This is a genomic window from Nocardia sp. NPDC001965 (genome assembly GCF_053594175.1).
The window spans coordinates 20,813-43,766 of record NZ_JBSFDZ010000030.1; the positions used below are offsets into that span (position 1 = coordinate 20,813).

Consider the following 22,954-nt stretch of genomic DNA (forward strand, 5'->3'; position numbering starts at 1 on the left):
GAACGTTCATTCTCCGGCCCTGCTCTTCGCACAGTGCATTTCGTCCGGCCGACCCCGAGGAGTTCCCGATGACCGAGACCGACCGTGAGACCGTGACCGCCGGATACGCCGAGCGGATCGGCGCGGTGCTGCGTGCACTGGAGGTCGATCCGCCGGCCCCCGGGGAGATGCGCGTGCACTGCCCGATCGACGGTGAAGTGCTGATCGGTCTACGGCCCGATACACCCGCCGAGATCGATACCGCCCTTGCCGCGGCCGCCGCCGCATTCGGCTCCTGGCGCCTTGTCCCGGCGCCGCAGCGGGCGGCCGTGGTGCGTGAACTGTCCGTCCTGCTGCGCCGTCATCAGGACGAACTCGCCGAACTGGTCACCCTGGAGGTGGGCAAGATTCCCGCCGAGGCGCGCGGCGAGGTCCAGGAGATGATCGATATCTGCGAATTCGCGGTCGGACTGTCGCGCCAGCTCTACGGCTACACGATGGCCTCGGAGCGACCCGGCCACCGGCTCATGGAGACCTGGCATCCGCTGGGCGTGGTCGGCGTGATCTCGGCCTTCAACTTCCCGGTCGCGGTCTGGTCCTGGAACACCGCGCTCGCCCTGGTGTGCGGCGATACGGTGGTGTGGAAGCCGTCGGATCGGACCCCGCTGACCGCGCTGGCCTGCCATACGCTGCTGCGCCGGGCGGCCGATACGGTCGGCGCCGATCGGCGGATCCATCAGCTCGTCCTGGGTTCGGCGCAAGCCGGCGCCCGGCTCGTCGACGACGAGCGGGTCGCGCTGGTCAGTGCGACGGGTTCGGTGGCGATGGGGCGCGCGGTCGCGCCCCGAGTAGCCGCCCGGTTCGGTCGCTGCCTACTGGAACTGGGCGGAAACAATGCCGCGGTGATCGCCCCCTCCGCCGATCTGGATCTGGCGGTGCGGGGCATCGTCTTCGCCGCGGTCGGTACCGCCGGACAGCGCTGCACCAGTCTGCGTCGCCTCATCGTGCACTCCTCGGTCGTGGACGAACTGCTCGACCGCCTGATACGGGCCTATCGGCAGTTGCGAGTGGGCAACCCATTGGACCCGGGCGTCCAAGTCGGACCGCTGTACGGGCCCGATGCCTGGGCCGGTATGTGGGACGCGCTGGCCCGGGCCCGCGGCGACGGCGGCGAAGTGCTGTGCGGTGGCGAGCGAGTCGAACCCGCCGGAGTGGGTCCGGCTGCGTTCTACGCGGATCCGGCGATCGTCCGGATGCCCGCCCAAACCGAGGTGGTGCGCGAGGAGACCTTCGCCCCCATCCTCTACGTCCTCACCTACGACGATTTCGATACGGCCTTGGCCCTACACAACGGCGTCCCGCAGGGGCTCTCGTCGGCGATCTTCACCACCGACCAGCGGGAGGCCGAACGCTTCCTCGCCGCCGACGGCTCGGACTGCGGTATCGCCAATGTCAATATCGGCACCTCCGGCGCCGAGATCGGCGGCGCGTTCGGCGGCGAGAAACATACCGGCGGCGGCCGCGAATCGGGTTCGGACGCGTGGAAGGCATACATGCGGCGCGCCACGAACACGATCAACTACTCCACCGAACTACCGCTGGCCCAGGGCATCCGTTTCGACTGACCCGCGACCGCCGCACGCGCGCGGCCACCGACCTCCCGCTCCGCCCATCGCGGAACGGCCTTCAGCGCGTGGCCGAGGTGAGGGCGTCGTCCATCGATGCCGGCAGGCGGAGGGCGGCGGTGAGGTTCCCGGGGGCGATGCGTCGGCCCCTCGAGCGCCTCGAACCCCCGCCGAATCATCCGAGATCCGGCGGGTCAACAGGGCCCCGACGCGACGCCGGAAGCGGAGCAATCGGACCCAGCGAAGAAATCGGCCACCACGCGACGCCCGATCTCCATTCCCCGCGCGAGAATGCCGGGATCGGTTTCGACGCTGCTGATATCCGGCGATCCGGCCGGCGGATGGATCTGACACGCTGCCGCGCCCATCCCGGCGATCACTCCGTCCTCCAGCGCCTGCTGGCCCGGTCGCAACTTCCACGCCCGGTAGGCGCCGGGCGCGATGAACCGCATATAGGTGCCGCCGACCACATCGTGCAGCCAGGGTGGCGGTGGGCGGCGTTCGTCGGAGCGCCGGGTCCGCAGGATCAGCGCATGGGTGGCCCCGGCCTTCAGCGCGCTGCGTATCGGAACCGTTTCCGAGAGCCCGCCGTCGAAGTACCGGCGCCCGCCGAGTTCGACCGGGGGACCGGCCAGCAGCGGCAGCCCGGACGATGCCCGCAGCGCGGTCTGCAGCGTCGCCTTGTCGACGATGAACGGGTGCAGATCGACCGGTGCGCCGGTGCGGATATCGGTGGCGATGGGATGGAAGGTGGTCTCATTGGCCAGGATGGCCGGGAAATCCATCGGATGCAGTCCGTCGTACACCTTGTGGACCAGATAGTTCAGATCGAACGCGGGCCGGCCGCGCAGCATGCGGACCGGATCGATCGCCCGGCGCATGATCGCCGCGTCGGTCCAGGCCTTCAGACCCTGTCCCGCCCGGCCGCACAACAGCCAGGCCGCGTTGATCGCGCCCGCCGAGGTGCCGTACACGGCGTCGAATACCTCGGCCAATCCGAGCTCCTCCAGCGCGTGCACCATGCCGCTGGAGTACACCCCGCGGCTGCCGCCGCCCTCGACGACGAGGACGAGCCGACGACCGTCGGCCCGGCTACCGGATGCGAAACGGTCGCGGATCACCTCCGCGACCGTCGGCTGTACTGGAATCACCAGGTCACCATACGCCGGAGCGGGTGGCGGCCATCGGCCGCTCACCCGCTCCGGAGCACTGTGCATCTACTGTTGGCTCGCTGGTCGGCATGCTGTCGCATACCGGTCGCGGCCCACAGCGAGGCGGCCGCGACGCCGAGCCGGTTACTTGATCTCGGCGAGAACGGTGCCCTGCGTGATCGCGGCGCCGGCGGCCACACTCAGGCCGGTCACCACACCGGCCTTGTGCGCGTTGACCGGGTTCTCCATCTTCATGGCCTCGAGGACCACGATCAGATCGCCCGCCTCGACGGTCTGGCCTTCCTCGACCGCGACCTTGACGACCGTGCCCTGCATGGGCGCGGTCACGGCGTCACCGGAGGCCGCGCCGCCACCGGCGCCGCCGCGCGTGCGCGGCTTCGGCTTCTTGCGCACCGCGCCGGCACCGGCCACCGGAGCGCCGGAACCGACGGAGAACTGGCCCGGCAGCGAAACCTCGACCCGCCGGCCGCCCACCTCGACCACGACCTTCTGCCGCGGCTCGTCGTCCTCGTCGACCGGGGCGCCGCCGGTGAACGGCTCGACGGAGTTCTTCCACTCCGTCTCGATCCACTTGGTGTAGACGTCGAACGATTCTCCGTCGCCGATGAAGGCCGGGTCCTCCACGATCGCCCGGTGGAACGGGATGACCGTGGCCAGGCCGTCCACATGGAACTCGGCGAGCGCGCGCCGCGCCCGCTCCAGGGCCTGGGTCCGGTTTTCACCGGTAACGATCAGCTTGGCCAGCATCGAATCGAACTGACCGCCGATCACGCTGCCCTGCACCACACCGGAGTCCACACGCACACCCGGGCCGGTGGGCTCGGAGTACTCGGTGACCGGGCCGGGGGCGGGCAGGAAGCCGCGGCCGGCGTCCTCGCCGTTGATCCGGAACTCGAAGGAATGCCCACGCGGGGTCGGATCCTCGGTGATCTCCAGCTGTTCGCCGTTGGCGATCCGGAACTGCTGGCGGACCAGGTCGATACCCGAGGTCTCCTCGGTGACCGGGTGCTCGACCTGCAGGCGAGTGTTCACCTCGAGGAACGAGACGGTATCGCCCTGCACCAGGTATTCGACCGTGCCGGCGCCGTAGTAGCCGGCCTCCTTGCAGATGGCCTTGGCCGAGGCGTGGATACGAGCCCGCTGGTCGTCGGTCAGGAAGGGGGCCGGAGCCTCTTCGACCAGCTTCTGGAAGCGGCGCTGCAGCGAGCAGTCACGGGTGCCGGCGACGATCACATTGCCGTGCTGGTCGGCGATGACCTGAGCCTCCACATGGCGGGCCTTGTCCAGGTACTGCTCGACGAAGCATTCGCCGCGACCGAAGGCGGCGACCGCCTCACGGGTGGCCGACTCGAACAGTTCGGGGATCTCCTCGATGGTGTGCGCGACCTTCATACCGCGGCCACCGCCACCGAACGCGGCCTTGATCGCGACCGGCACGCCGTACTGCTTCGCGAATTCGACGACCTCGTCGGCGTTCTTCACCGGGTCCTTTGTGCCCGCGGCCATCGGCGCCTTCGCCCGTTCGGCGATATGGCGCGCGGTGACCTTGTCACCGAGGTCGCGGATCGACTGCGGCGACGGGCCGATCCAGATCAGCCCGGCGTCGAGGACGGCCTGGGCGAAGTCGGCGTTCTCGGAGAGGAAGCCGTAACCCGGGTGGATGGCGTCGGCGCCGGATTTGGCGGCGGCATCCAGGATCTTGTCGAAGACCAGGTACGACTCCGCGGAGGTCTGGCCGCCGAGGGCGAAGGCTTCGTCGGCGAGCTTGACGAAGGGCGCGTCGGCATCGGGTTCGGCGTAAACCGCGACACTGCCGAGACCGGCGTCCTTGGCCGCCCGGATAACGCGCACGGCAATCTCGCCTCGGTTAGCTACGAGTACCTTCGTGATCCGCGCGCTGGCATGGCTGGGCACTGAGCCTCCTGTGTGCAATCTCTTTGTTCGATGTGCGGGATGGGCCGCGCTTCGGCTCCGCTCCCGCGGATCGGGGTCCGCTGTCCGGCTTCCGAAGGTTCGGATCGCTTGGTGGGGCTCCGGGTCCGTGGGTTCGGATCCGCTACGCGGGCTCCGCGCCCGTGGTCGACACTAACTGTCTCGGGGCGAGTGTAGGCAGTCTGCCAACAAAGGCGGAACTCGGATAGGGCTACCGGGGAGTAGGTCCCAGATCACAATGCCCTCGGAGTGGGTATGTGGCACACTCCACGGCCCTCTGACGCGCTGATGGTTTCCGGTCGGCTCGGTTTGCCGGTTCGGGTGGGTCGGTCGGAGAGACGCACTGGGCGCGGCCGGGGCGAAGGGGCGGGCCTGCTCACGGCGGTCGATGGGGGGTTGGTGGTGGTGAGCGGCGGGTTGCTGGTGCGAGCTGAGAGGTGGGCTGCCAGGGGGATGGTGGGGCTGCTGATCGAGGCGAGGCGTGCGGCTGCCGCTGGTGGTGAGGGGCGGGTTTGCCGGCTGAGGTGAGGTTGCTGATCTCGGTGAGCGGTCGGGCCACCCCCTCGTGGTGAGGGGTGGGTTCGCTCGTGGAGGTCGGGTGAGGTTGCTGGTCTGGGCGGTGTGGGTCTGATCGAAGAGTGGGGGAGGTGCTCGTGAAGAGGGAGGTGGGTTGCTGGTGGAGGTGGGCTGCTCGTGACGGTTGAGGGGGTTGCTGGTGGAGGTGGAGTTGCTCGCGAAGGTGCTGTGTTTTCGGCGCGCGGGGTCGAGGGGCCCCTGATGTCTCGCCGTTCAGGCCTCGAGACTCGCGCCTGCGGCTCATGCGACGGCGGTCGGCCATCCGGGGAATGCAGCCGCCTGAGCACCTTCGCCCAAGGGTGAGATGGGCCTCCACCGTTTGCGGTGTCTCGTAGAACTCGACTCGGCGGGTGCGTCGGCGTACGAGGTCCGGGTTTGTATGGGTCGGTGCGCCGGGGGTGCTCGGTGAAGTCGGCTGTGGGGGGTGCGTGAGTTTTCGAGGTGGGTGGATGGGTCTCGGCGCTACGGTCTGCCGGTGGCTATCGGCATGCGGACCGAGTTGCCCCATTCGGTCCAGGAGCCGTCGTAGTTGCGTACGGATTCGCGGCCCAGCAGGTATTTCAGGACGAACCAGGTGTGGCTGGATCGTTCGCCTACCCCGCTGTAGACGGTGAGCGGCCCGGGGGTGATGCCGCCGTAGATCTCGTCGAGCGCGGCGCGGTCACGGAAACGGCCGTCAGGGGTCAGCGCGCTGGTCCAGGGAATGTTGACGGCGCCGGGGATATGTCCGCCGCGCAGGGCGGTACCGGGTCCGCCCTCGCCGGGGTCGCCGGCGTATTCGTGTGGTGAGCGCACATCGACCAGTGGTTCGCCCAGACGGTCGAGAACATCCTCGCGGAAGGCCCGCGACGTCGTATCGTCGCGTTCGTTGCGCGGGTACCGGCTGCGGGACGGTTCGGGCGTCTCGAAGACCATATCGCGACCCTCGCCGATCCACGCGTCGCGGCCGCCGTCGAGCAGGCGGACGTCGGCGTGCCCGAACATGGTCAAAACCCACAGCGCGTGCGCGGCATGGGAGTTACCGTCATTGCCGTACAGCACGACGGTGTCGTCGTGTTCGACGCCCTGGGAGCGCATGAGTTCGGTGAACCGCTCGCCATCGATATAGTCACGGGTCACCGGGTCGTCGAGGTCGCTGCGCCAGTCGAGCTTGCTGGCACCGGGAACATGGCCTATGCCGTAGAGGAGGACGTCGGCATTACATTCGATGATCTTCAGACCGGGCGTGCCGAGGTTTGCCGAGAGCCATTCCGTGGTTACCAGACGGTGTGGGTAAGCATAGGAAGCGAAGGCGGGGTATGGGTCCGGGGCGACGGGCACGTTCGGATTCCTTCACAGGAGGCGGGCAGTGCTGACGACAGGTTCGAGCCGCACAGTGGATAGTAAGTGTGACTTGACGTGACCTTGTTGCTGAGCACAAAGTCGGTGCAATGGGCGATTTAGTCGCACAACTCTCCGATAAAGTCTCCCCGAAGGAGGGGTGAGCTATGTCTGATTCTTGGCCGCGGCGGCGCCTGCTCGCGATCCTCCGCGGCGCGAGCGAGCCTCTCGACGCCCAGCAGCTGGCGCAGATCACCGGCCAGCATGTCACCACCGTGCGATTCCATCTCGACATCCTCACCCGGGAGTCGCTGGTCCGGCAGTTCCAGCAACCGCCGCGCGGTCGCGGGCGTCCGCGGATCGGGTACAAGGCGGTCCAGCGGACCATCGGATATCAGGATCTGGCCCAGGTGCTGGCCGATCAGCTGGGACCCGATGCGGAACGGCAAGCGGCCGCCGGTCTGGCGGCCGGGCGAGCCTGGGGAGACAAACTCGATACGGCCGGGGAACCGGTGGAGTCGGTGCGCGATACCAAGGATCGCATCGTCTCGTTGATGTCGGAGCTGGGTTTCGCCCCGGAACGGGACGGGCGCGAGAACGGTGCCCGCGATCCCGAGGAGGGCGCGGTCGTCCGGCTGACGGCCTGTCCGCTGCGCGATCTGGCGCGGACCCACACCGAAGTCGTCTGCGGGGTGCATCGCGGGCTGCTGGCTGCGCTGCTGGAGCGATCCGGGGCGCAGGGGCGGGTGGAAGCCGAATTGGTGCCGTTCGTGGGCGAGGAGATGTGTGAGGTGCGTTTACGGCGTATCGCTGCGCCCGCTGATCGGGCGCCGGCCGCGGAACCGGCCGAATCCGCCGTGACCGCCGCCCGTCGGCGGCCGCAGCCCGGCCGGATCGATCCGGCCGCGGGACAGGCCGCGCGGTTGTCGCGGGTCTCGGGTCAGACGGTGCCGCCGGGCAGTCAGCTGCCACCGGCGTCGGCCGCGCTGGATTCCGACCCGCTCCCGGCCGCTACCGGACCGCTGGCTTCGGCCGCCCGGCAACAGGGCGGGCAGGGGTTGCGCGGCGCTCCTCCCTCAGGGGCGGTCGGCCCACAGCTGGGCGACGCCAACGCCCACTTCCTGGAGCAGTCGGCGCAGCAGTGGTAGGCCGATCCCGACGACACTGGACGGATCCCCGTCGATCCGGTCGACGAACCAGCCGCCCAGCCCGTCGAGGGTGAACGCGCCCGCCACCTGCAACGGTTCGCCGGTGGCGATATAGGCGTCCAGTTCGGCGGGATCGGGCTTACCGAAGTGCACGGTGGTGGCGCTGCAATCGATCGCCTCGGCGACGACGGTGCCGTCGCGCAGGCGGAGCACACAATGCCCGGTGACCAGATCGGCGAAATGGCCTGCCATCGCCTGCCAGCGCGCGAGCGCCACCTCCGGCGTATGCGGTTTGCCCTGTAACTCGCCATCGATCAGCAGCATGGAATCGCAGCCGACGACGACGAGATCGGAGTCGCCCTCGGCGGACACTCCGCCGAACGTGGCCGCCACGGCCCGGGCTTTCGCCCGGGCCAGTTCGACGACCACTTCCCGTGGTCCGGTACCGGCCGGAAGGGCCGCCGCTACGGCGTCCTCGTCCACATCCGATACCCGGACGACGGGTTCGATCCCGGCGGCGCGCAGCACCGACCGGCGGGCAGGGGACGCGGACGCGAGTACCAGCCGGGTCACGTCTGGGGATCTCCTGTATTCGGTGTCAGAACCGCAGATGCGACAGCTGCGGATAGGAGTACGGCGAGAACGGGGAGTTACCGCGGTGCAGCAGCGTCGGCTTGCCCCACAGATCCTGCGGACCGGACTCGGCCGATGCGGAACCCGCGGCGGCGGCAGCGGTGAACACACAGACCAGCGCGGCGATCTCCGCGTCGGTGGGTGCGCCCTTCTCGATCACGAGGAAAGGCTGCTCCCCGTTCGTTGCGGCGGCAGTGCCCACGGCAGCTTCGGTCGCGGCATCGGCCGGCACATCCCTGGTCACGAGGTCCAGTTCCGCTGCGGCCAATACTTCTTCTTCTGCCACAATCGTCACAGTGCCAGATCCTCTCTCTTGCCTCGAGCCGGCTCGCGCTGTTCAGCGAGCCGATCCTCGCTCACCGATCGCATACCCGGAATCAGTGTGCGGCCTACTGAGCGTATCGCCGGATCACAGCGGGATGTTGCCGTGTTTCTTGGGCGGCATGGTCACCATCTTCCGCTCGAGCAGCCGCAGCGCGGAGACGATCTGGCCGCGAGTGTGCGACGGCGGGATCACCGCGTCCACGTAACCGCGCTCGGCGGCCACGTACGGATTGACCAAGGTGTCCTCGTACTCGTTCTGCAGTTCCAGACGCAGTTTGTCCACGTCGGACCCGTCGCGGGCGGCGTCGGCGAGCTTCTTGCGGTACACGAACCCGACCGCGCCGGAAGCACCCATCACGGCGATCTGAGCGGTGGGCCAGGCCAGGTTCACATCGGCGCCCATATGCTTGGAGCCCATTACGTCGTAGGCGCCACCGTAAGCCTTGCGAGTGATGATCGTGATTTTTCCCACAGTGGCCTCGCCGTAGGCGTAGAGCAGCTTGGCGCCACGCCGGATGATGCCGTTGTATTCCTGGTCGGTACCGGGCAGGAAGCCCGGGACGTCCACCAGGGTGATGATGGGCACATTGAACGCGTCGCAGGTGCGCACGAACCGCGCGGCCTTCTCCGAAGCGTCGATATCGAGGCAGCCGGCGAATTGGGTCGGCTGGTTGGCGACGATGCCGACACTGCGGCCGTCGACCCGGCCGAAGCCCACGATGATGTTCATGGCCCGCTCGGCCTGGATCTCGAGGAATTCGTCGTCGTCCAGCAGCCGGCGGATGACCTCGTGCATGTCATAGGGCTGGTTCGGCGAATCCGGGATCAGCGAGTCGAGTTCGAGGTCCTCTTCGGTGAGCGATTCCTCGATCGCGCCGGTGATCGGATCGGAGGCCGGGAAGCGCGGCGCTTCGGCGCGGTTGTTGCTCGGCAGGTAGGACAGCAGATCCTTGACGTAGTCGAGGGCGTCCTGTTCGCCGGAGGCGACGTAGTGGGCCGAACCCGACTTCACCATGTGGGTGTGGGCACCGCCCAGTTCCTCCATGGTGACCTCTTCGCCGGTGACCGTCTTGATGACGTCCGGGCCGGTGATGAACATCTGGCTGGTCTGGTCGACCATCACCACGAAATCGGTGAGGGCGGGGGAGTACACGTGCCCACCCGCGGCGGCACCCATGATCAGCGAGATCTGCGGGATCACGCCCGAAGCCTGGATATTGCGGTGGAAGATCTCGCCGTACAGGCCGAGCGAGACGACACCCTCCTGGATACGGGCACCGGCCCCCTCGTTGATGCCGACCAGCGGACGACCGGTCTTCAGCGCCAGGTCCATGACCTTGACGATCTTCTCGCCGTACACCTCGCCGAGGCTGCCGCCGAACACGGTCACGTCCTGGCTGAAGATGCACACCTCACGGCCGTCGATGGTGCCGTAACCGGTCACCACGCCGTCGCCGAGGGGACGCTGCTTGTCCAGGCCGAAGTTCACACTGCGGTGCCGGGCCAAGGCGTCGAGTTCGACAAAGGAACCCTCGTCGAGCAGGGCCAGAATGCGCTCGCGCGCGGTCATCTTGCCCTTGGCGTGCACCTTGTCGATCGCGGCCTCACCCATCGGATGCTGGGCTTCTTCCAGCCGATTCCGCAGGTCAGCCAGTTTGCCGGCGGTGGTGTGGATATCGGGCGCACCTGCCGAATCCGGCGTGGGCTGCTGCTGGACACTCGTCATGGGTCGGAGTGTAACCAGAGCCTCGGCACGCTGTTAACCCAGATCTGGCTACTGGTGAGTAGACCCTGGTCGAGAAAACCCCAGGTGGGCAAGTCGTCGCCGGTTCATATGTGTACCGCGAATCGCGGCGACCGTCCACGCGACACGCGTGGTGAATCGTCACAAGACTAACCCCTCCCGGGCGCGGGCGCGCGCCCGGGAATCAAATCGCTTTCGCACAACTGGCCTGGGCAATATCCTTGCAGCAGGCCACTTTTGGAGCACAGAAGGGGGGTGGCCTGTTATGTGGCACTGGACAACTCGAACCGGAGAATTCCCGGAGGCCGTCGCGTTCACCCGGGTTACCGAGCCGGAACCCACCGTCACCGAGACCGAGGCCGAAACCGAAGAGATCGAAGCCGGGGGAAACGACGCGGAGTACGGGGGCTCGCGGACACTCGGTTACGACCTCGCCGGCTAGACCCGGGGGTCACCGCACCCGCCGTGCGGTGACCCCCGGCCCGGCCGGATAACCTGCCCTCGTGCAGAGGCCACCGTTGGACGTCGAACATCTGCGGCGAGCGCTGACCGGGACCCCGGAACTGGCGTTCTACACCGGAATCGACGTGATCGAATCGACCGGATCCACCAACGCCGACCTGATCGCGCGCGCCGCCGACCCCGAGGTGGATCGCGTGGTCCTCGTCGCGGAAGCACAGGAGAGCGGCCGCGGGCGTCTGGCCCGCCCCTGGGCGAGCCCGCCGCGCGCCCAGATATCGCTGTCCCTGCTCATCCGGCCCGACGGCCTCGATCCCGAGACCCTCGGCTGGCTACCACTGCTCACCGGAATCGCGGCGGTCGACACGCTCACCACGACCGCTCGGGTACCTGCCGCCCTGAAGTGGCCCAACGACGTCCTGATCGAAGGCCGCAAGGTCGCGGGAATACTCGCCGAAGTCGCGGCCGGGGGCCCCCGGCCGGCGATCGTCGTCGGCATCGGCATGAACGTGAGTCTCACCGCCGACGAACTCCCGGTCCCGCACGCCACCTCGCTGCTCCTCAGCGGAGCCACCGAAACCGACCGCACCCGTCTGGTACTGGCATTGCTCACCGAATTCGCGCGCCGCTACACCGACTGGCGGGAATCGGGCTGGGCAAGTGGACTGCTCGCCGACGCCTACCGGGAACGCTGCGCGACACTGGGCTCCCGGGTCCGGGCGGAACTGCCGGGGGGTGGGGTGCTCACCGGTATCGCTCGCGATATCGACTCGGCGGGGCGGCTGCTGATCGACGACAAGGCGGTGGCGGCGGGGGACGTGACGCACCTGCGACCCGGGGACTGACCGAGGTCCCGGCGGGGTCGGGTGGGTTTCTGGATCGGTAAGTGAGGTCCCGGGGGTTGTTTGCGGAGGAGGGACGGGTTGCTTGTGGAGGGCGAGGGTGGAGGCGCTTGTGGAGCTGCGGTGGAGGCGCCTGTAGAGGTGGGGGCGCGGTTGCTCGTGGGGGTGAGGGGTGCGGTTGCTCGTGAAGGCGCTGTGTTTTCGGCGCGCTGGCGCGCGCGGGGTCGAGGCCCCCGAAGTCTCGCCGTTCAGGCCTCGAGACTCGCGCTTCGCGCATGCGCTTCGAGGCCTGAACGGCGAGACTTCGGGGGCCTCGAAGCGCATGCGCCGCAGGCGCGAGTCTCGAGGCCTGAACGGCGAGACTTCGGGGGCCTCGACCCCGCGCGCGCCAGCGCGCCAAAAACACAGCACCTTCACCTGTGGGTCCGCATCCCGCCCGCCACCGGCAAGCCCAACACCCCACCCGCCACCGGCAAGCCCACATCCCGCCACACCAACAAACCCACCTTCCCGCCACACCAACAAACCCAACACCCCACCGACACGAGTCGAGCCCACCTCCGACGCCCGCGAGCGCCCCGGTCGGCCACGAACACCCCGCCCGACCCGCACCCCACGAACACCCCGCCCGACCCGCACCTCCACGGGCGCGCCGTCGGCGACTCACCCGACGGCCCACACATGCTCGACCGACCACAGGGTTACCGACCGGCAAATACCACCGCTGCGGTGGTGTGATCGCCCGGAACGCGCGGCATGTCCCGACCCCGCCAGCGGCCGGGTTCGGTGGGTTGTACGCTCGGCCAGTGTGAGCGTCGACATAACCGCATCGGCGGCATGGCAGAAATTGCGCGATCATCACGATGCGATCGCTGCCCTACAACTGAGGGATCTGTTCGCCGAAGATCCCCCGCGCGGTCGCGATCTGACGCTGACCGCGAGTGAGTTGCGGATCGACTACAGCAAGCATCGTGTCACCCGGGAAACACTGCAGCTGCTGGTGGAGCTGGCCCGGGAGGCGGGTGTGGAGCCGCAGCGCGACCGGATGCTGCGGGGTGAGCACATCAACACCTCCGAGGACCGGGCGGTGGGGCACACCGCATTGCGGCTGCCGAAGGGTAGTTCGCTCACCATCGACGGCGAGGACGCGGTCGCCGCCGTCCATCGGGTACTGGACCGGATGGGTGCTTTCGCCGATGCCGTGCGCTCGGGTGAATGGCGCGGTGCGACCGGGCAGCGGATCCGCACGGTGGTGAACATCGGTATCGGCGGTTCGGATCTCGGGCCCGTGATGGTGCATCAGGCGCTGCGCCACTACGCGGATGCCGGGATCGGTGCCCGGTTCGTCTCCAACGTGGACCCCGCCGATCTGGTGGCGACACTGACCGACCTTGATCCGGCGACCACGCTGTTCATCGTCGCCTCCAAAACCTTTTCCACCCTCGAGACGCTCACCAACGCGACCGCGGCCCGCCGCTGGCTGGTCGACGCGCTCGGCCCGGACGCGGTGCCGAAACATTTCGTGGCGGTGTCCACGCATGCCGGGCGGGTGGCCGAATTCGGTATCGACACCGACAATATGTTCGGCTTCTGGGATTGGGTGGGCGGCCGGTACTCGGTCGATTCGGCCATCGGCCTGTCGGTGATGGTGACGATCGGCCCGGTCCGCTTCGCCGAATTCCTGGCCGGTATGCACGATATGGACCGTCATTTCGCCACCGCACCGCTGTCGGAGAACGCGCCGGCGCTGCTCGCTCTGCTCGGTGTGTGGTACGCGAATTTCTTCGGGGCGCAGTCGCGCGCGGTGCTGCCGTATTCGAACGATCTCGCCCGGTTCCCGGCCTATCTCCAGCAACTCACCATGGAGTCGAACGGGAAATCTGTTCGCGCGGACGGTTCCCCGGTGACCACCTCTACCGGCGAGATCTTCTGGGGTGAACCCGGCACCAACGGCCAGCACGCCTTCTACCAGTTGCTGCATCAGGGCACTCGGTTGATCCCGGCCGATTTCATCGGATTCGCCCGGCCCACCGACGATCTGCCCACCCGCGACGGCACCGGCAGTATGCACGACATCCTGATGAGCAATCTGTTCGCGCAGACCAAGGTCCTGGCGTTCGGGAAGACCGCCGACGAGATCGCCGCCGAGGGCACGCCACCGGAGCTGGTGCCGCACAAGGTGATGCCCGGAAACCGGCCGAGCACCACGATTCTCGCGCCCCGGCTCACTCCTTCGGTGCTCGGGCAGTTGATCGCGCTCTATGAACATCAGGTGTTCGTGGCCGGGGTGATCTGGGGTATCGACAGTTTCGACCAGTGGGGTGTGGAGCTGGGTAAACAGCAGGCTCTGGCGCTCGCGCCGCTGCTCACCGACCCGGCGGAACCCGCACCGCAGGATGATTCGTCCACCGATTCGCTGATCCGCTGGTACCGCGCCAACCGCTGAGCCGTCACCAGGGCCGGATCGGCAGACCGACCCGCTGGGCGGTCGTGGTGGCGAGCCGGTGCAGTGCGCCGGTGTCGGGTATGTGTTCCGGGTAGAGGCTCGCGAGGGTCAGGATGTAGTCGTCACGGAACCGGCACAGGTAGCCCGACAGCCGGGTTCGCGGCCGGTTCGCGAGGCGGAGGCCGGGGTGCAGGGCGCGGGTCGCGATTCCGGTGCACTCGTGCGGCCCGAGCACCGACAGCGCCGGCGGAATGGGGCCGATATTCGAGCAGAGGATGTCGCGTTCGCCGGCGCCGCGGGACAGCAGATGCGCCACCTTGTCCGGCACCAGGTACAGGAATTCCTCCGGCAGGCCACCGGGGCTCGACATCCGCCGCTCGTAGGCGGCTCGGCTCTTCGCGCGGATATCGGCCGGACCGTCGGGCGGGGTCACTGCGATCTCGGTCACGGCGAGATCGTTGTCGATCCGGGGTTCGTCCCGGGTGTCCACCGGCAGACTGGCCGTGATCTCGGTGGCGGGGAAACCCGCGGCCCACAATATGTTCGCGACCGACCAGATGAACAGACTGTTCGCGGTACCGCCGTACGCCGCGGCGATCCGGTCCCACTCCGTGACCGGGCAGCGCAGTATCAGCGCGGGCTCGGACATTTCGCCGTGCCCGGCTCCGGCCGATCCGGCGGTTGCGGGTGGTTCGATGTCCGTGGATTCGGACCGCGGCTCCCGCAACGGATCCGGAGCCACCGCGGGCTGTCCCGGGGCCCGGCCCCCGGATGGGTTCCCCACGTCGCCGCGGCCGTCCGCCCCGGATTCCGGGTTCCGCACCCCGCGCGGTATCCGGACCGCGGCGGCACGGATACCACCGAGCGCGACCGTGGCCCAGATCTGCGCGGCGTCGGCCCAATCCGAATCGTGTGCGCCGGCGGATTCCGGAACCGGCGCGGCGGGCGGGCGCGGCGTATCGGTGTCGGCTCCGGAAGCCGGCTCCCGGAGCGCGCGTTCGACGGCGATGATCAGCCCTCGCGCATCGGCGAGGACATGCGAGCAGGTGAGCGCGATGATCGTGCCGCCGTCCGTGAGCGGCGAGGCCGACAGGCGCCAGCCCGGGCCGTATTCCGGATCGAGGTCCGCGCCGCGGGCGTCGGCCCAGCGCGCGATCTGTTCCGGTGCCAGAGCCGCGCGGTGGAGTTCCAGCGGATGCGCGCGATCGTTGTGCTGCCAGCGGGATCGCGCGCCCGGTATCCGCGGACGCACCACGCGGCGGGCCAGCGGCCCGGTACGCAACCCTTCGTGCAACCGGGCGAGTTCCACCGGGTCCACCGGCTCCTCGGTCCGCCAGAGGCCCTGGAGTGCGATCGGGGTGCCGAGCCCGCGATGGGTCCGCAGAAAGATCTCGTCGACAACGCTCAAGCGGCGCATCCGCACAGGCTAGCCGTTGATTCCGGGGCGCCGGCGCAGCCACCTACCAGACGCCCACCGCCGATACCTACCGGTCGTCATCCCCGCCGTTCCGCAGTGTGACGTAGGACGCATAATCGATGGATGCCTACGCACGAGGTCTTCAACCAGGTTCCGCCGATCACGCCGTTCGACGCCGCCCGGGATCCCTCGTTGCTGACCGGACTGCACCGGGAGGGTGCCGGATGGGCGGAGGCGGAGGTGCGCGAACTCGGCGCGCTCGCCGGGAGCGAGCAGGTGCAGGAGTGGGGCCGGCTCGCCGAGCGATACCCGCCCGTCCTGCACACCCACGACCGGTACGGCAACCGCGTCGACGAGGTGGAGTTCCATCCACACTGGCACGACCTGATGACGGTCGCGGTCGAACACGGCCTGCACGCAGCCCCCTGGACCGACGACCGGACCGGCGCGCATGTGGCCCGGGCCGCGAAGTTCTATGTCTGGGGCGGGGCCGACGCCGGTCATATGTGCCCGATCTCGATGACCTACGCCGCGATTCCGGCACTGCGGCACAACCCGGAATTGACGGCCGCGTACGAACCGCTGCTCACCTCGCGCTCCTACGAGTTCGGGCTGCGTGAACCGTCCACCAAGGCCGGGCTCATCGCCGGTATGTCGATGACGGAGAAACAGGGCGGTTCGGATGTGCGGGCCAACACCACCACCGCGACTCCGCAGCCGGACGGGACCTATCGGCTCATCGGACACAAATGGTTCACCTCCGCGCCCATGTCCGATATGTTCCTGACGCTCGCGCAGGCCCCGGGCGGACTGTCGTGTTTCCTGCTGCCGCGAGTGCTGCCCGACGGGTCCCGCAATCCGATCCGGCTGCAACGGCTCAAGGACAAACTCGGCAACAAGTCGAACGCCTCGGCGGAGATCGAATACGAGAACGCGATCGGATGGCCGATCGGCGCGGAGGGCGCCGGGGTGAAGACCATCATCGAGATGGTCAATATGACCCGGCTCGACTGCGTCATCGGTTCCTCGGTCGGGATGCGCGCGGCCGCCGTCCGCGCGGTCCACCATGCCCGGCACCGCAAAGCCTTCGGTGCCGCGCTGGTCGATCAGCCCGCGATGCGCAACGTCCTGGCCGATCTGGTGATCGAATCCGAGGCGGCCACCACGGTCATGCTGCGGCTGGCCGGGGCCACCGACCGGGCGGCCGGGGATCCGGGCGAAGCGGCGCTACGCCGGATCGCCCTGGCAGTCACGAAGTACTGGGTGTGCAAACGCGCGTCCGTACACGCGGCCGAAGCACTGGAATGCTTCGGCGGGAACGGCTACGTCGAGGAGTCGGGGATGCCCCGGCTCTACCGGGAGGCGCCCCTGATGTCGATCTGGGAGGGTTCCGGCAATGTCGCCGCGCTCGACGCGCTGCGCGCGATGGGTACCCGGCCCGACACTGTGGAGGCCTACTTCACGGAAGTATCGCGGGCGCGCGGGGAGAACCCGTACCTGGATCACGCGATCGACCTGATCGGCAAGGAACTGGCCGACCACAGCGATATCGAGTACCGCGCGCGGCGGATCGTCGAGCTGATGGCCTTGGTACTGCAGGGTGCGCAGCTGGTCCGGCACGGCCACCACGCAGTCGCGGACGCCTTCTGCGCGTCCCGCCTGGGCACGGACTGGGGTGCCGCGTTCGGCACACTACCGACCGGGGTGGATACGACGGCCGTCATCGAGCGGGCGTTCGTCTGAGCCGGATCAGTCGACCGGGAGCTCCTTGGCCAGGAAGGCGAGGACGAGGTCCATCCCACCCGAGCTCTCCAGGTTCTCGTGCCCGGCGTTCAGCCATCGGGCCTGATGCTGGGTGCCGTGCAGCACGAACTTCCCCACCATCGCGAGGCTCAGCGGTAGCGGCACGACAGTGTCGAAGTTGCCGTGCACGATGAGGATAGGATCCTGGTATCCACTGACCGGAACGGACATGTAGTCGCGCATCACCGGCGCGAACTCGGGATCGTTGAGCGGCCGGGTCAGCATTGCGCCGATCTCCACGCTGGACAGCATCTTGCGCGCCTGCGAATTGCAGCCGGTGCTCAGCCCCGCGATGAACTGGCGCCCCTGCGGGGTCAGGAAGTCGCCCACCTCGGGCCCCAGCTGGGCGCCCGTCATCCCCGCGAGCACCAGGGGCACGGACCGGCCCACATATCCGGGCATCTCGGGCTGATCCGGGCGCGAACGCAGGAAGATGTCCTCCAGGTTGGTGACCGGAGCCAGCGCGGCGGTGCCGCGGAAATCGAGTTCGGGAGCATATTCCGGAGCGAACCGGCCGGTACCGAGCGCGGCGTGGCCACCCTGCGACCACCCGGCCACCGCCCAGCTCGACGACAGCTCGGTGAACGCCGCACGGGCAGCGCGCACCGCGTCGATGGTGGCCGTGGCCTCGGTGCTGGTCTGCAGATACGGGTGCGGGCCCGGGGAGTTGGGGCTCAGTCCGATGTAGTCGGGAGCGACCACCGCGTACCCCGCATCGGTGAGACGCTGCACGGTCGGGCCGGTGTGCTGCTCCAGTTGCGCCGACCCGGTGAGCCCGCAGTCCTGCGCCAGGCCGGAGGTGCCGTGATCCCAGGCGACCACCCGGCGACCGCCCTCCGGCACGGGTCCGCCGGGGATACGCACGAGAGCGGCGGCGGGAACGAGTTTGCCGCCGGGTCCGGTGGTGATGTATTCGATGCGCTGCACACCGTCCAGGCCCGACCATGCGCGGCCCAGTGGCGCGGCCGCCAGCAGTCGCCCGGGATACCAGCCCTCGTCGGCTCGCGCGGCCGACGGCAGACCGGCGCAGAGCGCCGCCATCAGCGTGACGATCCCCACGATTACCCGGACGTGGCGAACCATTACTCTCCTTTTCCGTGCGGTTGTCGTTTCCTCGATAGCGGCAGCGGTCGCGATCTGCGCGCTCCGGAAACGTATGCGGCGAACCGGCGGACCGGTGTTCACCTCGTGGGCGGAGCGATCCGCCAATGCTGCTCGAGTGCGCCCGCGATATCCGGAAGCACCGTAATGGGAATCCGTTTATGCCGCAACATATTGCGTATCTCGTTTATTTGCTCGCGTTTACGCAGGTCGTATGCGCCGGATATCGGTCCGTCGACCGGCGGAATCGACAACAGGACGAGTTCGCCGTGCAATTCCGCACCGCCGGAAAGATCCAGCGCAAGCGACCAGCGTGACTTCTCGTCGAGGCCGAAACGCCCGGCCACCACCCGATCCCAGTCGATACTGGTCACCGACCAGGGCGTACGGCGATGGATCGCCTGCTCGGTGAGGACCACGGCATCCCGGGTGAACAACGCGAACAGCGCGGCGACCGCGAGCAGCGCACCCAGCACGATCCCGGTGAACACCCGGGCCGGACCGAAGAACAGGACAGTCGGAACGGTCACCACGACGACCACCGCGACCCCGGCGAGGCTGTATCCCAGCACCCGGCCCGGGGGCACGACACCCGCGTGCACCATCTGCATACCGACTCCGTTCAACCGCACTCCGGTGCTCTCGGCCACACGCTACCGGACGGTGAGTGACCGGCCCGGTGACGCTGGTCACCGGCTCAGAAAAGCGCGACGGCGGCCTCGGCGGAATACACGTGGAAGGTCATGCTCTGCTGGAAATACAGCTGCACGGTCTCCGCGTCGTGTGCCAGATAACCGATGGACAGGTCCTGGCCCAGCGTGAGGTCGAAATCTCCGCCGCGGGTGGTGAGCACGAACGCGCCGTCGATGGCCGGGGCCCAGATGATCTCGCCGTCGGGAACGAGGCGTTCCAGATGGGTGCGCAGCGGATGTCCGTGGTTGGAGGTCTCACTCACCTTCGTGTACAGATCGGCGCTCAGCAGGACCGAATACGGTCCGTCCACACCCGCCAGCCGCAGTTCGCTCACCGCCAGCGCGATCACTTCGGGCACACCGAACACATCCTCGGGCAACGCGATCGCCCTGTTCGACGAACCGGAGCGGATCCCGGTGATACCCGCCGCCGTATACCCCTCGAACACCGCGCGATCCTCCGCGAAGGCGATATTGCGGGCCGCGTCCTTCACCGGATCCAGATCGGTGTCCTGGGCGCCGCGCTCGACATTGTCGAGTTCCTCCCGCGACAGCGTGAACGGCACCCGCAGCTCGACTAGCGGTGCCACCACGCGCTGGCGCGCCTGCACCCCGTCGTGCGGGGCGGCGATGGGTGTCGTGTGCCCGAGGCCCCGGGCCGAATAGTCGGTACCGTGCGGGCCGGACAGATCCACCACGCGACGGCCGGCGTTGTGCCGCTTGAATGTCCGCGTGGCCTCCTCTTCGATAACGGCCCAGGCCGAATCCGTGATCGGCGCGAGTTCGCGATGGAGGTTGTTCATACCGTGCTGCTCCTTTTCAACGTGCCGATACCGAGGGAACCGTCCGCGACCGGCGCCGGTTCCGGATCCGCCGCCTCGGCCGCGTCCGGTGGGGCGGGCAGATCGTCGAAGAAATCCTGTGGCGGAACGAAGAACAGCGTGCCGGTGACCGCGGTGGAGAAATCCAGGATCCGATCGTGGGTGGCCTCGTCGGTCCCGAGGAACATCCGCTCCAGCATTATCTCGGTAGTACGGGGAGTCGCCGAATAGCCGACGAAATAGGTACCGAATTCGCCGTCACGGACACTGCCGAACGGCATATTCGCGCGCAGGATCTCCCGTTCGGTGCCGTCGGGTTCGATCACCTGGTTCACCGCGATATGCGAATCGGCGGGTTTCACCGCGTCGTCGAATTCGAAATCCTCGAGTTTGGTGCGGCCGATCACCCGCTCCTGTTCCGCGACCGGCAGTGCCCGCCACCCGGCCATATCGTGCAGGTACTTCTGCACGATCACATAGCTGCCGCCGGTGAAATCCGGATCTCCGGCACCGATCAGCGCGGCCCGGCCGGCGGGCGTATCCGGGAACCCACCCTCGGGGTTCTCGGTGCCGTCGACGAAACCGAGCAGGTCGCGCTGTTCGAAATAGCGGAAGCCGACCGTTTCGTCGACGATCGTGCCGATACCGGCCAGGCGGTCACCGATCGCCATGGCCAGCTCGAAGCATGCGTCGTGTACCTGGGCACGGATGTGGAACAGCAGGTCGCCCGCCGTGGCCGGGGCCTGGTGCAGCGGACCGTCGTAACCGGGGAACTCGTGCAGTTCGGCCGGACGGGGACCGCCGAACAACCGGTCCCACGCAGCCGAACCGACCCCGGTGATACAACCCAGCCCGGCCCCCGGCAACCGGAAGCCGACGGACCGGCGGAGGCCGGGAAGTTCGGCGAGCAGATCTCGCGCCGCCGCCTCACCACCGGGCTCGATGGTGGCGACGAGGAAATACGCGGCCGGTGTGAGCGGTTCCAGGATCGGCTGCGGCTGCCCCATGAACGATCACCCTACCGGCGAACCGCCGGCGACCACGTGACCCGGTGGGGTCTACTTGGCGACCGTCAGTAGAAACGCCACGTCGTCGATGGCCTGCACACTGTGCCGTGCCTTCGGCACCACCAGTAGATCCCCGGCCGATCCCTTCCACTCGTTGTCCCCACTGTGCAGCGTGAGCGTGCCGGACAGGACCAACAGGGTCGCCTCGCCGTTGTTGTCGTGCTCGGCCAGGCTCTGCCCCGAGCACAACCCCACCACGGTCTGGCGCAGGGAGTTCGCGTGGCCACCGTAGATCGTCTGCGAGCTGCGGCCACTGGTGACGGTCGCGGCCAGCTTCAACTGCTGCCGGGCCACCGCTGTCAGCGATTTCTTGTCCATGGACAGCCTTTCGCCTCCGCATACCCACGACCGGGCTGTGATCGCGGGACGTACAGCCGAGTATGCCCGACCGGGGGCCACCGTTCCGGCGTTTTCCGAGGCTGGTCCGGTATCGCAACCGCCCAGCGGCCGGGGGCCGCTCAGCGACGGGTGAAACGCCTGATCCGATACCGATGGCCGCCCGCGGAATCGAGCCAGGCCGCCGAGTCGGCCGACGACCATTCGGGCCCGAGCGTCGGGGCGTAGGCGTCCCCGTCGACCTCGGCATCGACCTCGGTGATCAGCAATTCGGTGGCCCGCGGCAGGGCGAGGCGATAGATCTCGCCGCCACCGATAACCCAGGTCGCGGCCGGGGCCGCGAGTTCCAGTGCGGCCTCGACCGAGGGCGCGGATTCCGCACCTTCGCCGGACCAGTCCGGCTGCCGGGTCACGACGATATTGCGGCGGCCCGGCAGCGGCCGGAAGCGGTCCGGCAGCGAATCCCAGGTCCGCCGTCCCATGATCACAGGATGGCCGGCGGTCGTCGCCTTGAAACGGGCCATATCCTCGGGGACCTGCCACGGAATCGTATTGTCCACCCCGATCACCCCGTCGGGGGTCTGCGCCCAGATCAGGCCGATCACGCGGGCGGAAGCCACCGCGGTCACACCGCCACCGGAGCCTTGATAGCCGGATGATGCCGGTAGTCGAGCACCCGGATGTCCTCGTAGCGGTAGTCGAACAGCGAGGCCGCCGGCTCGAGTTCGAGTACCGGGAACGGGTACGGCGGCCGGGTCAGCTGCTCGGCGACCTGGTCGTGGTGGTTGTCGTAGATATGGCAGTCCCCGCCGGTCCAGATGAAATCGCCCGGCGCCAGACCGGCCTGCTGGGCGACCATCATGGTGAGCAGGGCGTAACTCGCGATATTGAACGGGACGCCGAGGAACAGGTCGGCACTGCGCTGGTAGAGCTGGCAGGACAACCGACCGTCGGCGACGTAGAACTGGAACAGCGCGTGGCAGGGCGCCAGCGCCATCCGGTCCAGCTCGGCCACATTCCAAGCCGATACCAGCATCCGCCGCGAATCGGGGTCGGTGCGCAGCGTGTGCAGCACCTGGGCGATCTGGTCGATATGGCGGCCGTCGGGGGCCGGCCAGGAACGCCACTGCACCCCGTACACCGGCCCGAGCTCACCGTCGGCATCGGCCCATTCGTCCCAGATGCTGACCCCGTGCTCCTGCAACCACCGCACATTGGAATCACCGCGCAGGAACCACAGCAGTTCGTACACGATGGATTTGAGATGCACCTTCTTCGTGGTGATCAACGGGAATCCGGCAGCGAGGTCGTACCGCAGCTGATGACCGAACACACTGCGCGTGCCGGTACCGGTGCGATCCGCCTTGGCGGTCCCGGTGTCCAGGACGAGCCGGAGCAGATCTTCGTACTGGGTGTCCGGAGCGTGTCGCGGGTCCGGGACCTGACTTTTCGCTGCGCTGACCACGCGCCGAGCTTACTGCGCACCCGGGCGCGCTGCGGGGCCGGGCGGGTGCTGT

General features: G+C 68.2%; 20 protein-coding genes. 6 read left to right on the forward strand and 14 right to left on the reverse strand.

Features of this window, described 5'->3' with window-relative positions:
- The first annotated feature begins 68 nt into the window (after positions 1–68).
- A complete protein-coding gene (amaB, locus tag ACWCPQ_RS28335) occupies positions 69–1,604 on the forward strand; it encodes an L-piperidine-6-carboxylate dehydrogenase (protein WP_449904490.1) in 1,536 nt (511 codons plus the stop codon).
- 194 nt (positions 1,605–1,798) lie between these two features.
- On the opposite strand, the gene ACWCPQ_RS28340 is transcribed toward amaB, so the two are convergent.
- The 3 genes from ACWCPQ_RS28340 to ACWCPQ_RS28350 form a co-directional block, all read right to left on the reverse strand.
- Positions 1,799–2,755, reverse strand: a complete 957-nt coding sequence (locus ACWCPQ_RS28340) for a patatin-like phospholipase family protein (protein ID WP_449904494.1) — start codon at positions 2,753–2,755, stop codon at positions 1,799–1,801.
- 144 nt (positions 2,756–2,899) lie between these two features.
- The gene (locus tag ACWCPQ_RS28345) at positions 2,900–4,690 is read right to left on the reverse strand and encodes an acetyl/propionyl/methylcrotonyl-CoA carboxylase subunit alpha (protein ID WP_449904496.1); all 1,791 of its coding nucleotides are present in this window, start codon (positions 4,688–4,690) and stop codon (positions 2,900–2,902) included.
- A gap of 1,056 nt (positions 4,691–5,746) precedes the next feature.
- Positions 5,747–6,604, reverse strand: coding sequence for a sulfurtransferase (locus tag ACWCPQ_RS28350; protein WP_449904498.1), 858 nt, complete (start codon positions 6,602–6,604; stop codon positions 5,747–5,749).
- Positions 6,605–6,771: 167 nt separating this feature from the next.
- On the opposite strand from ACWCPQ_RS28350, the gene ACWCPQ_RS28355 reads away from it, so the two are divergent.
- Entirely contained in the window at positions 6,772–7,752 is a 981-nt protein-coding gene (locus ACWCPQ_RS28355) for a helix-turn-helix transcriptional regulator (RefSeq protein ID WP_449904500.1), read from the forward strand.
- On the opposite strand, the gene ACWCPQ_RS28360 is transcribed toward ACWCPQ_RS28355, so the two are convergent.
- The 3 genes from ACWCPQ_RS28360 to ACWCPQ_RS28370 form a co-directional block, all read right to left on the reverse strand.
- Complete coding sequence (locus ACWCPQ_RS28360; RefSeq protein ID WP_449904503.1) at positions 7,681–8,325, reverse strand: Maf family protein; 645 nt, start codon at positions 8,323–8,325, stop codon at positions 7,681–7,683. The genes ACWCPQ_RS28355 and ACWCPQ_RS28360 overlap by 72 nt on opposite strands.
- Positions 8,326–8,350: 25 nt before the next feature.
- Positions 8,351–8,680 carry an acyl-CoA carboxylase subunit epsilon gene (locus ACWCPQ_RS28365; RefSeq protein ID WP_449904506.1) on the reverse strand — a complete coding sequence of 110 codons (330 nt, stop codon included), beginning with the start codon at positions 8,678–8,680 and terminating at the stop codon, positions 8,351–8,353.
- Positions 8,681–8,794: 114 nt separating this feature from the next.
- Positions 8,795–10,435: an acyl-CoA carboxylase subunit beta gene (locus tag ACWCPQ_RS28370; RefSeq protein WP_449904508.1), complete on the reverse strand. Its 1,641-nt coding sequence runs from the start codon at positions 10,433–10,435 to the stop codon at positions 8,795–8,797.
- Positions 10,436–10,718: 283 nt separating this feature from the next.
- On the opposite strand from ACWCPQ_RS28370, the gene ACWCPQ_RS28375 reads away from it, so the two are divergent.
- From ACWCPQ_RS28375 to pgi, 3 genes are all read left to right on the forward strand, one after another.
- Positions 10,719–10,895, forward strand: a complete 177-nt coding sequence (locus ACWCPQ_RS28375; protein WP_449904510.1) for a hypothetical protein — start codon at positions 10,719–10,721, stop codon at positions 10,893–10,895.
- Between the two features lie 61 nt (positions 10,896–10,956).
- Positions 10,957–11,757: a biotin--[acetyl-CoA-carboxylase] ligase gene (locus ACWCPQ_RS28380; protein WP_449904513.1), complete on the forward strand. Its 801-nt coding sequence runs from the start codon at positions 10,957–10,959 to the stop codon at positions 11,755–11,757.
- Positions 11,758–12,562: 805 nt separating this feature from the next.
- Positions 12,563–14,200 carry a glucose-6-phosphate isomerase gene (gene pgi, locus ACWCPQ_RS28385; RefSeq protein ID WP_449904515.1) on the forward strand — a complete coding sequence of 546 codons (1,638 nt, stop codon included), beginning with the start codon at positions 12,563–12,565 and terminating at the stop codon, positions 14,198–14,200.
- Positions 14,201–14,204: 4 nt separating this feature from the next.
- Here the strand turns inward: pgi and ACWCPQ_RS28390 are convergent, their stop codons facing one another.
- Entirely contained in the window at positions 14,205–15,617 is a 1,413-nt protein-coding gene (locus ACWCPQ_RS28390) for a hypothetical protein (RefSeq protein WP_449904517.1), read from the reverse strand.
- Positions 15,618–15,740: 123 nt separating this feature from the next.
- On the opposite strand from ACWCPQ_RS28390, the gene ACWCPQ_RS28395 reads away from it, so the two are divergent.
- Positions 15,741–17,360, forward strand: coding sequence for an acyl-CoA dehydrogenase family protein (locus tag ACWCPQ_RS28395; protein WP_449904520.1), 1,620 nt, complete (start codon positions 15,741–15,743; stop codon positions 17,358–17,360).
- A 6-nt stretch (positions 17,361–17,366) separates the two neighbouring features.
- Here ACWCPQ_RS28395 and ACWCPQ_RS28400 read toward each other — a convergent pair whose 3' ends face one another.
- From ACWCPQ_RS28400 to ACWCPQ_RS28430, 7 genes are all read right to left on the reverse strand, one after another.
- The gene (locus tag ACWCPQ_RS28400; protein WP_449904522.1) at positions 17,367–18,503 is read right to left on the reverse strand and encodes a lipase family protein; all 1,137 of its coding nucleotides are present in this window, start codon (positions 18,501–18,503) and stop codon (positions 17,367–17,369) included.
- A gap of 98 nt (positions 18,504–18,601) precedes the next feature.
- Positions 18,602–19,171 carry a hypothetical protein gene (locus tag ACWCPQ_RS28405; RefSeq protein ID WP_449904524.1) on the reverse strand — a complete coding sequence of 190 codons (570 nt, stop codon included), beginning with the start codon at positions 19,169–19,171 and terminating at the stop codon, positions 18,602–18,604.
- A 47-nt stretch (positions 19,172–19,218) separates the two neighbouring features.
- On the reverse strand, positions 19,219–20,016 hold the full coding sequence (locus tag ACWCPQ_RS28410; protein WP_449904526.1) for a family 1 encapsulin nanocompartment shell protein: 798 nt from the start codon (positions 20,014–20,016) through the stop codon (positions 19,219–19,221).
- Positions 20,013–21,041, reverse strand: a complete 1,029-nt coding sequence (locus ACWCPQ_RS28415) for a Dyp-type peroxidase (protein ID WP_449904528.1) — start codon at positions 21,039–21,041, stop codon at positions 20,013–20,015. Before ACWCPQ_RS28415 ends, ACWCPQ_RS28410 begins: the two co-directional genes overlap by 4 nt.
- Positions 21,042–21,092: 51 nt before the next feature.
- Entirely contained in the window at positions 21,093–21,419 is a 327-nt protein-coding gene (locus ACWCPQ_RS28420) for a cupin domain-containing protein (protein WP_449904530.1), read from the reverse strand.
- 140 nt (positions 21,420–21,559) lie between these two features.
- Positions 21,560–22,057: a dihydrofolate reductase gene (locus tag ACWCPQ_RS28425; RefSeq protein WP_449904572.1), complete on the reverse strand. Its 498-nt coding sequence runs from the start codon at positions 22,055–22,057 to the stop codon at positions 21,560–21,562.
- Positions 22,058–22,062: 5 nt separating this feature from the next.
- A complete protein-coding gene (locus ACWCPQ_RS28430; protein WP_449904532.1) occupies positions 22,063–22,902 on the reverse strand; it encodes a thymidylate synthase in 840 nt (279 codons plus the stop codon).
- Positions 22,903–22,954 lie beyond the last annotated feature (52 nt).